The sequence below is a fragment of the Gemmobacter nanjingensis genome (genome assembly GCF_014652195.1).
GTDB classification, from domain to species: domain Bacteria; phylum Pseudomonadota; class Alphaproteobacteria; order Rhodobacterales; family Rhodobacteraceae; genus Gemmobacter; species Gemmobacter caeni.
Genome location: NZ_BMYI01000012.1, coordinates 100,201 through 113,004, shown reverse-complemented (window position 1 = coordinate 113,004; position 12,804 = coordinate 100,201). Strand labels below are relative to the sequence as shown.

Genomic DNA, 12,804 nt, shown 5'->3' with positions numbered 1-12,804 from the left:
GCCCGCTCAGGCAGTGGCGCCCAGATCCAGCCAGCCACAGCGCCGGGCCAGATCTTCGGCAGCCATTTCCGTCCCCACCGCCATGCCAGCCCGGAACCCGGCAGATTGACGGGCGCGCCACAGATCGCGCCGCAGATGCAGGCCCGACCGGCTGATCTTGGTGATTGGCGTCAGTAATGGCAGTCGCGCCGCCCATTTCCGCTGCACCGCACGGTAGCATTCCACATAATCCGGCCCCAGCGCCTCGTGGAAGCGATCATTGTGGATACAGGGCAGGCCGACAGCCCACGCCCCCAACCCGCGTGCGCGGGCCTGCGTCACGATATCGGTGCCATACATGTGCCAGCCGGGCAGCGTCTCGTCGAACCGCAGGCCCGAGGCGCGGTTCAGCACGATCACCATTTCATCAAAGCTTTGCACCGGCACCGGCGCCATGGGCACGCGGCCCACGATCATGCCCAGAGAGGATGACCAGACCGGGCCGATATGCGCCCCGTCCAGCCCGACACCGAACGCCCCGATCAACCCCCAGCCGGGGTCGCGCGCCTCGACCTCGGCGATGCGGGCGGCCAGCAGGCGTTCCCATCCGGCAGGGAAATAGACGTCCTGATGGGCGAAGATGACCACGGGCGCAGTGGTCGCATCCAGCGCGCGGTTGTAGGCCCGCGCGGCGGAAGGCGCATTCCATTCCTCATGCAGGCGGATGCCGTTTCGCAGCAAGGGGGAACGCGACAGGTTATCGGCCAGAATGTCGACCGATGCGCAGGCCGCGGCGACAACAAAACGATCAGGCATTGGCGCCCCCGCGAATCAGCAGCGCCAGCCTTGCGGCCTCGGTCTCGACATTGTGGCGGGCGAAAACGCGATACCGCGCGGCGACACCCATTGCGGCGATCCGTTCCGGCGGGGTTTCGGCCAGCGTGTCGATGGCCGAGGCCAGCGCGGCCGCATCCCCGGCCGGAACCAGCCATCCGGTATCGGCCGTCACCAGTTCGGGCAGGCCCGCGATCGCGGTGGCGATCACCGGCCGGCCAGAGGCCATGGCCTCCATCGCGACGACAGGCAGGCCCTCGGCAAAGGATGGCAGGATCAGCGCCTGCGCCGCGGCCAGTTCCTCGCGCACCTGTGCCCCGGTCAGCCAGCCGGTCAGGGTGACATGGCGGCGCAGTGTCAGGCTTTCGATGCGTGCCTCGATCTCACCCCGCAATTCACCGTCGCCCACCAGCGTGACATGCAGGTCAGGGTGGCGCCGTGCGGCCTCGGCAATAGCCTCGATCAACAGGGGGAAACCCTTCTGCTCGAAGAAGCGCCCGATGGCGATGAGCCGCAGTTTGGCCGGAATCGGAGCCGGGGCAGGGAAATGCCGGGTCTCGATGCCGCAATGGACCACCTTGATCCTTGGCCAGTGCGCCAGTTCGGCCCAGCGGCAAAGCTGGCTGCGCCCGAAGGAGGATACGGCGACTGCGAATTCGGCCCCGGCGATCTTTTCCCGCAGCGAAAGCGCGACCGGGGCATCGAATTCCTCGGGCCCATGCGTGGTGAAGGACCAGCGCGGCCCGCCCAGCAGGCGGCAGAGATGGGCGACCGTCGCGGGATTCGTGCCGAAATGGGCATGCAGATGCCCGATCCCCAGCGCCTTGCAGCGCGCGGCAAGAAAGGCGGCCTCGGCCAGATAGACCAGATGCTTGCGCCTGCGGCCCGCCCGGGCGCCCATCCGCAGGGCGGCGGCAACGGCGCCGGGGGTCGCGAAAGGATGGCGAAGCATCCAGCCAAGCGCACCGGCCAGAACGGCAAGCTTGCCGCGCTCCAGCAAATGCTCTGTGCGGGCATCCTCGGCCTTGTCATCGGGGTCGTTCAGCATCGCGCGGTCGGATCGCATGGCGAAGCGCTGCACCGAAAAATCCAGCTTCTCCAGCGCCTGAATTTCGCGCCGGATGAATGTGTGCGAGGCACGGGGGTAAGTATTCACAAGATAGGCGATTTTCACGGGTAAAGCCGGTGTCTGCAAGAGGTGTGTCCTGATTTCCTACCCTATTGGCAGAAGCTTGTGGCCGAAGAATGGCGCGATTGACCGGATCGCGGGTGCCGCCTAGGGTCGCGCCATGACCGAAGCGGCCCGTTCCAGCCTGTTCGCCCGCGTGATGCGCGGATCGGCCCTGACGGCGGGGTCTTATGCCATCACGCAGGCATTGCGGCTGGCCTCGAACCTGATCCTGACGCGGCTGCTTTTTCCCGAGGCTTTCGGCCTGATGGCGCTGGTCTCGGTGTTTCTGGTCGGGCTGGCGATGTTTTCCGATGTGGGGATCGGCCCCGCCATTTCGCGCAGTCCGCGCGGCGATGAGCCGGCTTTTCTGGATACGGCATGGAGCCTTCAGGTCGGGCGCGGGCTGATCCTGTGGCTGGCCACCTGTGCGCTGGCATGGCCCGCCGCCCGGTTCTACGAAGCGCCCGATCTGGCGGCGCTGCTGCCTGCGGCGGGGCTGACCCTGTTGATCGCCGGGTTCAACCCGACGCGGATCGACACGGCCAACCGTCATCTGCTGATCGGGCGGCTGACCGCGCTGGACCTGACTGCGCAGGTCGCAGGCATTCTGGCGATGGTGGGGCTGGCGTTGCTGTGGCACTCGGTCTGGACACTGGTTCTGGGGGCGATTGTTGGGTCTTTCGCCAAGCTGGCGCTGACCCATTTTCTCCTGCCCGGCCCGCGAAACCGCCTGCGATGGGAGCCCGAGGCGGGGCGTGAACTGATCCATTTCGGCAAATGGATCTTCCTGTCAACCGCCTGCGGCTTCCTGCTGTCGCAAGGCGACAAGGCGATTCTGGGCGCCTTTCTGCGGCTGGACGAGCTTGGGGTTTATAACATCGGCTACTTCCTTGCCTCGTTTCCGGTGCTGCTGGCGGGGGCGGTGACCTCGCGCATCCTGATCCCGATCTATCGCGATCAGCACCCGGCGGCGGCGGCGCAGAACTTCGCCCGGCTGCGCCGCTTGCGGTTCGCGCTGACCGGCGGGGTGCTGGCGCTGCTGGCGGTCATGGCCTTTGCCGGGCAGCCGCTGGTGCATCTGCTTTATGACGCACGTTATACGCAGGCGGGGATCATCGTGGTAATGATTGCCTGCGCGCAGATGCCCCTGGTGATCGGCATGACCTATGATCAGTCTGCCCTGGCGGCCGGGGATGCGCGCAGCTATTTCTGGGTGATGGCGGCGCGCGCGGCGGCGCAAAGCGGGGCCTTCCTTGCAGGCGCGGCCCTGTGGGGGCTGGGTGGCGCCCTCGCCGGGCAGGCCCTTGCCTATTTGGCGATGCATCCGCTGCTGATCTGGCTGGCCCGCCGGCATCGCGCATGGGATGCGCTGCATGATCTGGTTTTCTTCGTCGTGGCCGCTGCCCTGGCGGCGGCGGGGCTTTCCGCCAATCATGCCGCGATTTTCGGAGTCTGACAGGATTGCCGCCAAAGCGCTGAACTCGTGCCGCGTTTTCGCCGCATTTCGCCGACAGGCTGGTTTCAGGTCGTGCTGTGCGGCCAAAGCGGAATCGGGAAAAGCGCCATGTTGATCGGAATGCTCCTTTGCGGTGTGCTGGCCGGGTTCGGCGGTGCGCTTTGGGGGCTGATCGCGGCAGAATCCGTTCTGATGGCTGTCGTGCTGTATCCGGTGGCAGGGATCGCAGGGGTGATGCTGTTTGCAGCATTGGCCATGCTGCGCGCCGGTTTGCCCGGGTATGAGCCGGGGCAGGAGGCGCAGGCCCCCCGGCAGACGGCCTGAATATCGTTTACGGAAACAGTGCAGCGATGAAGCGCCAGCACGTTGGGCAGGCTTATATGCATTTCCGCTCCTCATTGCTTTCCGCCTGATTGCTCAGGGCCCGCGAATCACCAGGCGGCTCACCGGCATGACCCGTGGCAGGAAAATCTCCCTAAAGTTGTGGCTTCTGATTTGTGGCAGCATTGGGGCAGCAATGCGGCAAAATTTCCCCCTCAAATCACGGTTAACGGAACCTTAATTTCTGCGTTTGCAGTCGCCAATGCAGGGGCTGCCCCGGTACAATGCGTGACTGGGGGCGTTACTTCTGAGTGCTTGCGATGTTCTGCGAAACACAAGGTTCTTGCCGGTTTTTCCGGGCTGCCGTCATGGCAGTCCCGAAAGGTTTTGTCTGGAATGTCACGGCTTTGTTGACTGGTGGCGAACAATGATGATCGGATTTCCCCGGCTTCAGGCGGCTGCGCCTGTCGCGCTCGATACGATGGCGACGCCGCGCGCGGCGTCCACCCCGGTTGCGCGGCGCGGGCTATACCGGCATTTCCTCAAACGCAGCATTGATGTCGGCGCGATCCTGCTGGCAGCCCCGATCGTGGTGCCCCTGGTCGCTGTTCTGGCGGTGGTGGTGACCCGTGATGGCGGCCGCGCCTTCTATTCCCAACAGCGCGTGGGTCGGCACGGTCGGGCCTTCCGTATGTGGAAACTGCGTTCAATGGTCAGCGATGCCGATGAACGTATGGCGCAATATCTTGCGGCAAACCCCGACGCGCGCGCCGAATGGGACGAGACGCAGAAACTGCGGAACGATCCGCGGGTGACGCCGCTGGGCCGGTTCCTGCGCAAAAGCTCGCTCGACGAACTGCCGCAGCTCTGGAATGTGCTGATCGGGGATATGAGTCTTGTCGGCCCGCGTCCGATGATGCTGAACCAGCAGGCGCTGTATCCGGGCATGGCCTATTACGCGCTGCGTCCGGGGATTACCGGCCTGTGGCAGACCGCAGGCCGCAACCGGACCACGTTCGAGGCACGGGCTGAGTATGACGCGCAATATGAACAGGATCTGTCGCTGCTGACCGATGCAAAGATCATGCTGCGCACGGTTGGTGTGGTCGTGAACGGCACCGGCTGCTGACCACCGCCTGAATATCGCAGTTATGGAAACAAAACCCCGCATCCTGCGATGCGGGGTTTTTTGCTGGCGATCCGGTCAGCTGCGCCGCAGCTGCCTGCCGCGCAATCTGTGCCACAATCGCGTCACCCAAGGCTCCGAGGTGGCGGGGTGCAGGTTCAGCACCGGCAGGGTGATGACCGGACGGATATCCAGCTCCCGCTCCATCTGCCGGGCGGACCGCAGAACCGGGTTCAGCAGATCCAGCAGGAAGGCCAGCACGATCCCGAAAATCAGGCTGCCGACAGCCCCGGCCAGTGCGATCTTGCGTCCGCCGCCGCCCGTGGGCGAGGCGGGGGCGATGGCCCGTTCCAGCAACGAGAAATGCTCGGCGTGGTTTTCCTCTTCCAGCCGCAGCGCGGTTTCGGCCTCGGCCTTGCGCGCGGACACCAGATCGTACTGGCTTTGCAACTGCTGCAACTGCCGCGCATAGGCTGAAAGCCGCCGCTCCACCTCGGGTGCCTGCGCGGCCCGCTGATCCAGCGCGGCCCGCTGGGCCTGCAAGGCAACCTGCTGGCTTTGCAGAACCCCTTCCTGCACCTTCAGTTCGTCAATGCGGCGCCGGTCGGTTTCGCGCAGCCTGTCCTTGCCTTCCAGCGCGCCGCGTTCGCCCTGAACGGCCAGAATGTCCTGCGACAGCCGCCGCAGATCGCTGTCCAGCGCCGCGCGGTCGGTCGCGGCATCGCTGCCCGCCTGCGCGACCGGGTTCGCATTCTTGAAAACCGCGATCTCGGCCTCAAGTGCCACAATCTCTTGCGAGACGCGCGCTTCTTCCGCCTGGAAGAAGCGCACCGTATCCATCGCGCGGCTGGTTTGCCGGGCGACAGACATATCAAGCACACTTTGCGCCAGATCATTCGCCACGCGCGCGGCCTTTTCCGGGTCGTCCAGCCGCGTGGTGATCATCAGCGCCGAAACGGTGGTCGGTGCACCGAAGTTCTGTTGTGCGGCCGAAGCGATGCTTTGAAAGGTGATCGAGGCCCGAAGCGCTGCAATCTGCTTGTCCAGTGGCAACGCCGCCGCCTCGCCGCCGAACAGCCCGTGCCGTTCGATCATGGCGGCAAGGTTCTCGCGCGTGGTCAGCCGCTGTTCAATCACTTGCAGTACGCGGGCCGACTGGGCACCGGCATTCTGCTCCTGCCCGTCGATCACCGGGCTTTCGACCTGGATCACCGCGCCGGTTTCATAGGTCTTGGGCCGGGTCACGCCGACCATGAACGAGACGATGGCGCCGAACAGCACCACAGCCGCGATCAACAGACGGCGGCGGCGCAGCAGGCTCAGAAATTCCTCGACGCTCTGGATCGGTCCCATACGGTTTTACCTTTTACCCTTGCCATAACGATAACGCCGCCGCCGCCCGTCATCGGCGCGGTTCAGAACCACGCCCATCAGCGGCACGCGGCCCTCGAACAGACGTTCGCAGGCTCTGACATCCTCGGCGGTGGTGCGCGTGGCATCGGCGACCAGAAGCACGCAATCCACCTGCGGCAGGACCGAGATCACATCGTCGTTGCCCAGCGCGTGCGGCAGGTCGATGACCACAGCCGAGGGGGCAAGATGATCGACAATCGCCTTCAGCGTGCCGACGCTGCGCGGATCAAGCAAGGTTTCCGAACCTGCCGCCACCGCTTCGCCGTTCAGCGCCAGCGCCAGCCGGTCACCGACGCGCCGCAGATGGGATTCCAGCGGCTGCTCGCCGGTCAGCACCTCGTGCAGCGGGCCGCAGTGAACGCCGAACAGCCGCGCCAGATCGGGGTGGCGCAGTTCCAGATCCATCAGTACCGTGCGACAGCCAGGCAGGCGGGCCAGTGCCAGCGCCAGATTGGCAGCGACAAGGCTCTTGCCGCAGCCATGGGTGGGCGAGGTCACGGCGATGCGTTTCCACCCGCGTTCCTGCATTGCCTGCCACACGCGGGTGCGCAGAATGTCGAACTGCGCCGTCACCGGGTTTTGTTCCGACAGCGCGAAAACACCGTTTCCAGCCAGAAAATCGGGGTTCAGAACCGACTTGCCCAGCGATTCCCACACCTTCGCGGGATCATGCCGCGGCTCTTGTGGCGGGGGGACGACCTGAAGCGCATCGGAGCGCGGCACAAGCGGCGCCAGCGCGGTGCTGCGCGGCCGGAACAGGGCAATGGCCCCCGGACGCGGGGGCAGATCTGGTTCGAGACGAGAGGAAAAATCGCTGTCTTTACGCATCCCGGGCCCAATATCTGCACGAGAAACGTGCTGGGGGACCAATATCCTGTGTGTCGTCATCGGTCGCAGCGGGCTCCGGGTCATGCAGCCCAAAGGCTGCGGTTAAGGATCGGCCCGATGCAAGGCGAGCCGGTGAACCGGATATAGTGCCGGTCCCCGTGCCACCAAACAGCACATGACCGGATTCGTCCGGGCCCCCGCCCAGTGCTGCATGGCTAGCAGAACTGGGCCTAAAATGAAAGAGTGGCGGGGGCTTGCAGGTGTGAAGCGTTGCACGCAAGTCTCGGACAGGGGCCGGTTTTCCGGCAAGCGTGCGAGGGGCGGTATGGCCGGTGGTCAGGTGGATGCGGTGGTGATCGGGCGCAACGAAGGGGCGCGGCTGACGGCCTGTCTCGACAGTCTTGCCGGGCAGGTGCGGCGGCTGGTCTACGTCGACAGTGGCTCGACGGATGGCAGCCTCGCCGCCGCCGGCACTCGCGGGGCCGAGGTGGTGTCGCTGGACATGACGCAACCCTTTACCGCCGCGCGGGCACGCAATGCCGGTCTGGCGCTTCTGGCTGATGATCCCCCGCAGTTCGTGCAATTCGTCGATGGCGATTGCGAGGTGCGGCCAGACTGGATCGCAACGGCGGCTACCTTCCTGCAAGACCATCCCGAAGTGGTGGTGGTCTGTGGGCGGCGGCGCGAGCGGTTTCCCGAGGCCTCGGTCTGGAACCGGCTGTGTGATCGGGAATGGGATACGCCGGTGGGCGAGGCCACGGCCTGTGGCGGCGATGCGCTGATGCGCCATGCGGCGGTTGCAGCCGTCGGCGGCTATGACCCCACACTGATCGCGGGTGAGGAGCCGGACCTGTGTCTGCGCCTGCGCCGGGCCGGGGGGCGCATCTGGCGGCTGGAGGCCGAGATGACATTGCATGATGCGGCGATGACCCGCTTCGGCCAGTGGTGGCGCCGCAGCCGCAGGGCCGGGCATGCCTTTGCCGAAGGAGCCTGGCGTCATCGGTCCGGGACGGAGCGGCACTGGCAGCGCGAGACGCGCCGCGCCCTGCTCTGGGGTGTCGGCGTGCCGGTTGCCGCCGTGCTGGCCGGGGTTCTGCATCCGGCGGCCTGGCTGGTTCTGGGGCTCTGGCCCGCGCAGGTCTTGCGGCTGGCGCCGCGGATGGGGGGCGAAGCGGCAGTGTTCACCGTGCTGGGCAAGCTGCCCGAGGCGCAGGGTGTGATCGGCTATCATCTGGGGCGCCTGAGGGGGCGGCAGCACGGGCTGATCGAATACAAGTGACGCCCGGCGCAGGCCTCAGGCCCGCCCGGCAGGGGGGGCCATGCGCAGGGCCAGTGCCTTGCGCATCTCGCCCGGCAGCAGTTTGGCGCAGGCCCAGTAGCGCGGCGCCAGCCGTCTGGGATTGCCCAGCATGCGCCAGGCCCATTCCATCGCGATGCTTTGCACCCAGTCCGGTGCGCGCACCTGTGTTCCCGCCAGAAAATCCAGCCCCGCCCCGACAGAGGCAAAGCCGACATGGGGCGCCAGATCGCGACCGCGTGCGGCAAGGATTTCCTGTTTGGGGGCGCCGAGGGCCAGAAAACACAGGCCGATCCCGGCGGTTTCCAGCATGCGCAGATAGCGTGCCGCCTCTTCCCCGGCGGGATCAAACCCCATCGGCGGCGCGATGGTCAGCGCCACATCCAGCCCGCGTGCCTCGACCCGCAGCGCCTCAGCCGCCGTGGCCAGCGCTGTTTCGGTCGAGCCGAGCAAGGCCACCTTCACCCCGGCCTGCGCGGCCAGCCGGGCCAGCGGCAGAACCATGGTCGAGCCGGGCACAAGGTCGACCGGCTGCCGTGCCAGACGCGACAGCCAGACGATCGGGTTGCCGTCCGCCACGACGAAATCCTGCGCGGCATAGGCCGCGCGAAAGGCCGGGTCGGTGTTGAGCTTGACCAGATGATCCAGATTGATCGTGGCAAGGGCAAAGCCCTGACGTGCGGCAAGGCGCTGCCGCACGGCGGCCAGAAGGCTGGCCGCATGAGGTACGTTCACGGGAATCGTTGTGTCATCTATGGTGAACTGCACGGCATCTACTCGATAATCGGGTGCCGCTGGGTATCACGAAACGGCGCGACGTTCACCCCTTGCCGGTCCAACCGCCCGGGCTGTGTCAAAAACACTCTGTTTCCGGCAAACTGCATGGCGCCGCATGCAGGACAGTTGCCCGAAACCGGGCTGCTCGCTTAGCCATGCAACATGAACAACCCGATGCCCCAGAAGGCGGCCGTGCAACACCGGCAGTCCATCGACCTTGCCCGGTTCGTCGCCGCTTTCGGCGTCGTGGCCGCGCACGCACTGGCCTCGCCGCGCGACTGGGTTGGCCATCTGTCGCTGGGGCTGTTCCTGATCCTGACCGCTTTTCTGGCGATCCAGTCGGCTGAGCGGGCAGGGGGCAGCTATCCGTGGCTGGCGCGGGCACGGCGGCTGGTTCTGCCCTGGCTGTTCTGGTCGGCGGTGTTCCGGCTGCTGGACGTCCTGCTGTCGCATGATCCCGCGCGTCTTGTTCCGCTGACCGATCCGTGGAGTCTTCTGATCGGCTCGACCATCCATCTGTGGTTTCTGCCCTTCGTGATGCTGGTCATGGTGCTGGTGCAGCCGGCGGCGCGGCTGATCCGGACCCGGCGCGATCTGGTGGCCGGGGCGGGGCTGATGCTGGGCGTCGGGCTGCCGCTGTTCTGGTTGCATGAATTCGTGCCGATGCCCGATCCTTTGCCTCAATGGGCTTTCGGCCTGCCGCTTTACATCTACGGCCTGTTGCTGGCGCCTGCGCACCGCCTGAACCGGCCTCTGGTGCCGCTGGTGGCCATGGCGCTGCTGGCGGGGGCGGGCTGGGCGATGGCGGGCAAGCCCTGGGCGCTGACGCCGCTGATTGCCGCCCTGGGGTTCGAGCTGTTCTGGCGCTTGCCGCTGCGCCATCGCCTGTTGCCCGCTCTGGGCCGCGTTGCCTTCGGCATTTATCTGATGCATCCGTTCTTCATGCTCGTGGCCTACAAGATTTTCGGTGCAGGCGTGGGGTTCTGGACCCGGACGCTGACCGCTTTCCTGCTGTCCTGGGCCGCCACCGCCGTGGCGTTGCGTCTGCCCGTGATCCGCAGGTTGGTCTGAGGCGCGGGGCGATGCTAAACTCGCACCGCCGCAATCGAGGAGCCCGCCGCTGATCACCCCCAATCCCCTTGCCTGGCTGATGCTGCTGATCTGGCCGCTGGTCGTGGCGGTGCTCTGGCGCCGCCTGCCGCCGGATCGTGCGCTCATCTGGTCGATCCTCGGGGCTTATCTGATCCTGCCGCCGGTCATCGCGCTGGACCTGCCCGTTGTTCCCGATCTGGGGAAAGACAGCATCCCGCCGCTGATGGCGGCGATCATGGTGCTGTTCGTGCGCAGGGAAACCATTCCGATCCTGCCGGACTCATGGATCGGGCGCGGCTTGCTGGTGATCTTCGTGCTGTCGCCCTTTGCCACGGTGCTGACCAATGGCGAGCCCTTGCCCAAGGGGGCGGGCGAGATGATCCAGGGCATGCGCATCTACGACAGTGCGGCGGCTGTCATCAATCAGGGCATCGCGGTCCTGCCCTATTTCCTTGCGCGCCGCTATCTGGGCACGCCCGAGGCGATGCGGGCGATCCTTGCCGCGCTTGTCGCGGCGGGGTTGGCCTATTCGGTGCCAATGCTCATCGAGACGCGGCTTTCGCCGCAGATGAATGTCTGGGTCTACGGATATTTCCAGCACGACTTCTTCCAGACCATCCGCTTTGGTGGCTATCGGCCGGTCGTCTTTCTGCCGCACGGGCTTTGGGTCGCGTTTTTTGCGCTGATGGCCGCGCTCAGCGCCGTGACGCTGTTCCGGGTCGGCCCGTCTGACCGTCGGCCCCGGCAGTTCGCCGTCATGCTGTATCTGCTTGCCGTGCTTGTGTTGTGCAAAAGTGCGGGACCGCTGGTCTATGCGCTGGGCCTGAGCCCGCTGATCCTGTTCGCGCCCCGGCACTGGCAGGTTGTGATGGCGGCTTTGCTGGCGGGGATCGTCATTACCTATCCGCTGCTGCGCGGCGCGCATCTGGTGCCGCTGAACCAGATCATCGCCTTCGCCGAACATCTTTCGCCGGACCGGGCCTATTCCTTCGCCTTCCGCGTCCGGAATGAGGAGGCACTACTGGACCGGGCGGCGCTGAAGGCGTGGTTCGGCTGGGGCGGCTATGGCCGGAACCTGATCTATGATCCGGTAACAGGGGCAGGCACCTCGATTGCCGATGGCGCCTGGATCATCACGCTGGGGATCTATGGCTGGCTGGGCTATCTGGCGCAGTTCGGGCTTCTGGTGCTGCCGCTTCTGCTGATGGGGCGCGAGATGCTGTCGCGGCGCAGCGCGGTTTCGCCCTGGGTCGCGGCGGTTTGTCTGCTGGTGGCCGCCAATCTGGTGGATATGCTGCCGAATGCCACGCTGGTGCCGCTGACATGGATGATGGCGGGGGCGGTGCTGGGCCATGCCGAGGGGCTGGCCCGTGCCCGGCGGGCCGCGCGCGCGGCGGCAGTTCGGGCGCGCTGGCATCCGAAAGCCGGGCGGACGGTGCTGTGATGCAGGTCGACCTGGGGGTCTTTGCGCATAACGAGGCGGCGGGCATCGCGGCGATGGTCGCGCGGCTGAAGGCGCAGGTGGTGCCGGATATCGACCTGCGTATCCTCGTGCTGGCCAATGGCTGCACCGATGATACGGTCGCCTGCGCCCTTGCGGCCGGAGCCGAGGTGGCCGATCTGCCGGAAGGCGGCAAAAGCCGGACGTGGAACCGTTTCGTCCATGACCTGTCCCGCCCCGGGGCCGGTGTGCTGATCTTTGCCGATGCCGATATCCTGTTGCCCGAGCCTGACGCGCTGGCGCGGCTGATCACTGCTTTGCAGGCGCGGCCGGGCCTGCATGTGATGAACTCGCGTCCGGTGAAGGATATCGTGGCCGATCCGCAGGGCCTTGGCTGGCAGGACCGGCTGATCGCCATGGCAGGTGGCACGCTGGATGACTGGCAGACCGCGATCTGCGGCCAGCTTTACGCCATGCCCGCCACCTGCGCCCGCCTGCGCTGGCTGCCTGCGGGTCTGCCGGTGGAAGACGGCTTTCTGCGCGCCATGGTGCTGACCGACGACCTGACCGCGCCCGAAGATCTGTCGCGCATTGGCGGTGCCGATGTCTGGCACATCTACGAAAGCGAACGCAGCCTTGCCGGGCTGATCCGGCATCAGGTGCGGATCGTCATTGGCTCAGCGCTCAACATGGCGGCCTTCGGGGCGCTGCGCGGAATGGCCTCTGTTGCCCGCAGGGCCGCCTTGCAGCAGGCGGCGCGCGATCAGGGCTGGCTGCGCCGCATCGCGCGAAGCCGACTGCCGCGCTGGCCCGACGGATTCGTCCCGCTGCACTTTCTGGTGAAACGCAGCCGGAATCTGCTGGGCCAGCCGCGCCGTTTGCTGCGCCCCAAAGGGGTGTTGCTGTTGATTGCGGGCTTCGGTTTTGACCTGATTGTCTGGCTGATTGCCCAGTTTCGCATGTTCCGGGGCACCGGCGCGGGCCATTGGTAAGGCACTTTCGCCTCAGACCAGCGGAGAATGCGGCGAGAATGTGGCGAAAGCGTGGCATTGTCACCAACTACGGGATG

At 66.1% G+C, this 12,804-nt stretch carries 12 protein-coding genes; 7 read left to right on the top strand and 5 right to left on the bottom strand.

Annotation, left to right across the window (positions count from 1 at the left end; all coding sequences use genetic code 11):
* Window positions 1–6: 6 nt before the first annotated feature.
* Together IE126_RS17550 and IE126_RS17545 are read right to left on the bottom strand one after the other, a co-directional pair.
* A complete protein-coding gene (locus tag IE126_RS17550; RefSeq protein ID WP_054301876.1) occupies window positions 7–795 on the bottom strand; it encodes a glycosyltransferase family protein in 789 nt (262 codons plus the stop codon).
* Window positions 788–1,987 carry a glycosyltransferase family 4 protein gene (locus IE126_RS17545; RefSeq protein ID WP_189381739.1) on the bottom strand — a complete coding sequence of 400 codons (1,200 nt, stop codon included), beginning with the start codon at window positions 1,985–1,987 and terminating at the stop codon, window positions 788–790. The genes IE126_RS17550 and IE126_RS17545 overlap by 8 nt, the downstream gene beginning before the upstream one ends.
* A 115-nt stretch (window positions 1,988–2,102) precedes the next feature.
* Here IE126_RS17545 and IE126_RS17540 point away from each other — a divergent pair, with 115 nt between their 5' ends.
* The 3 genes from IE126_RS17540 to IE126_RS17530 all read left to right on the top strand — a co-directional run bounded on the left by IE126_RS17540 (window position 2,103) and on the right by IE126_RS17530 (window position 4,890).
* Window positions 2,103–3,440 carry an oligosaccharide flippase family protein gene (locus IE126_RS17540; protein WP_189381738.1) on the top strand — a complete coding sequence of 446 codons (1,338 nt, stop codon included), beginning with the start codon at window positions 2,103–2,105 and terminating at the stop codon, window positions 3,438–3,440.
* A gap of 108 nt (window positions 3,441–3,548) precedes the next feature.
* Window positions 3,549–3,764, top strand: a complete 216-nt coding sequence (locus tag IE126_RS17535; RefSeq protein ID WP_152968360.1) for a hypothetical protein — start codon at window positions 3,549–3,551, stop codon at window positions 3,762–3,764.
* Window positions 3,765–4,188: 424 nt separating this feature from the next.
* Entirely contained in the window at window positions 4,189–4,890 is a 702-nt protein-coding gene (locus tag IE126_RS17530) for a sugar transferase (RefSeq protein ID WP_054301872.1), read from the top strand.
* A gap of 75 nt (window positions 4,891–4,965) precedes the next feature.
* On the opposite strand, the gene IE126_RS17525 is transcribed toward IE126_RS17530, so the two are convergent.
* Window positions 4,966–6,240: a Wzz/FepE/Etk N-terminal domain-containing protein gene (locus tag IE126_RS17525; protein WP_108129698.1), complete on the bottom strand. Its 1,275-nt coding sequence runs from the start codon at window positions 6,238–6,240 to the stop codon at window positions 4,966–4,968.
* 6 nt (window positions 6,241–6,246) lie between these two features.
* On the bottom strand, window positions 6,247–7,128 hold the full coding sequence (locus IE126_RS17520; RefSeq protein ID WP_158640715.1) for a P-loop NTPase: 882 nt from the start codon (window positions 7,126–7,128) through the stop codon (window positions 6,247–6,249).
* Window positions 7,129–7,453: 325 nt separating this feature from the next.
* Here IE126_RS17520 and IE126_RS17515 point away from each other — a divergent pair, with 325 nt between their 5' ends.
* Window positions 7,454–8,407 (top strand): glycosyltransferase family 2 protein, encoded by a 954-nt coding sequence (locus tag IE126_RS17515; RefSeq protein WP_189381765.1) that lies wholly within the window; start codon window positions 7,454–7,456, stop codon window positions 8,405–8,407.
* A 15-nt stretch (window positions 8,408–8,422) separates the two neighbouring features.
* Here the strand turns inward: IE126_RS17515 and IE126_RS17510 are convergent, their stop codons facing one another.
* The gene (locus IE126_RS17510) at window positions 8,423–9,160 is read right to left on the bottom strand and encodes a WecB/TagA/CpsF family glycosyltransferase (RefSeq protein WP_407646056.1); all 738 of its coding nucleotides are present in this window, start codon (window positions 9,158–9,160) and stop codon (window positions 8,423–8,425) included.
* A 216-nt stretch (window positions 9,161–9,376) separates the two neighbouring features.
* On the opposite strand from IE126_RS17510, the gene IE126_RS17505 reads away from it, so the two are divergent.
* The 3 genes from IE126_RS17505 (at window position 9,377) to IE126_RS17495 (ending at window position 12,727) form a co-directional block, all read left to right on the top strand.
* Entirely contained in the window at window positions 9,377–10,273 is an 897-nt protein-coding gene (locus IE126_RS17505) for an acyltransferase family protein (RefSeq protein ID WP_189381737.1), read from the top strand.
* A gap of 79 nt (window positions 10,274–10,352) precedes the next feature.
* Window positions 10,353–11,738, top strand: a complete 1,386-nt coding sequence (locus tag IE126_RS17500; RefSeq protein WP_189381736.1) for a hypothetical protein — start codon at window positions 10,353–10,355, stop codon at window positions 11,736–11,738.
* Window positions 11,738–12,727 (top strand): glycosyltransferase, encoded by a 990-nt coding sequence (locus IE126_RS17495; RefSeq protein WP_189381735.1) that lies wholly within the window; start codon window positions 11,738–11,740, stop codon window positions 12,725–12,727. Before IE126_RS17500 ends, IE126_RS17495 begins: the two co-directional genes overlap by 1 nt.
* The last annotated feature ends 77 nt before the right edge of the window (window positions 12,728–12,804 follow it).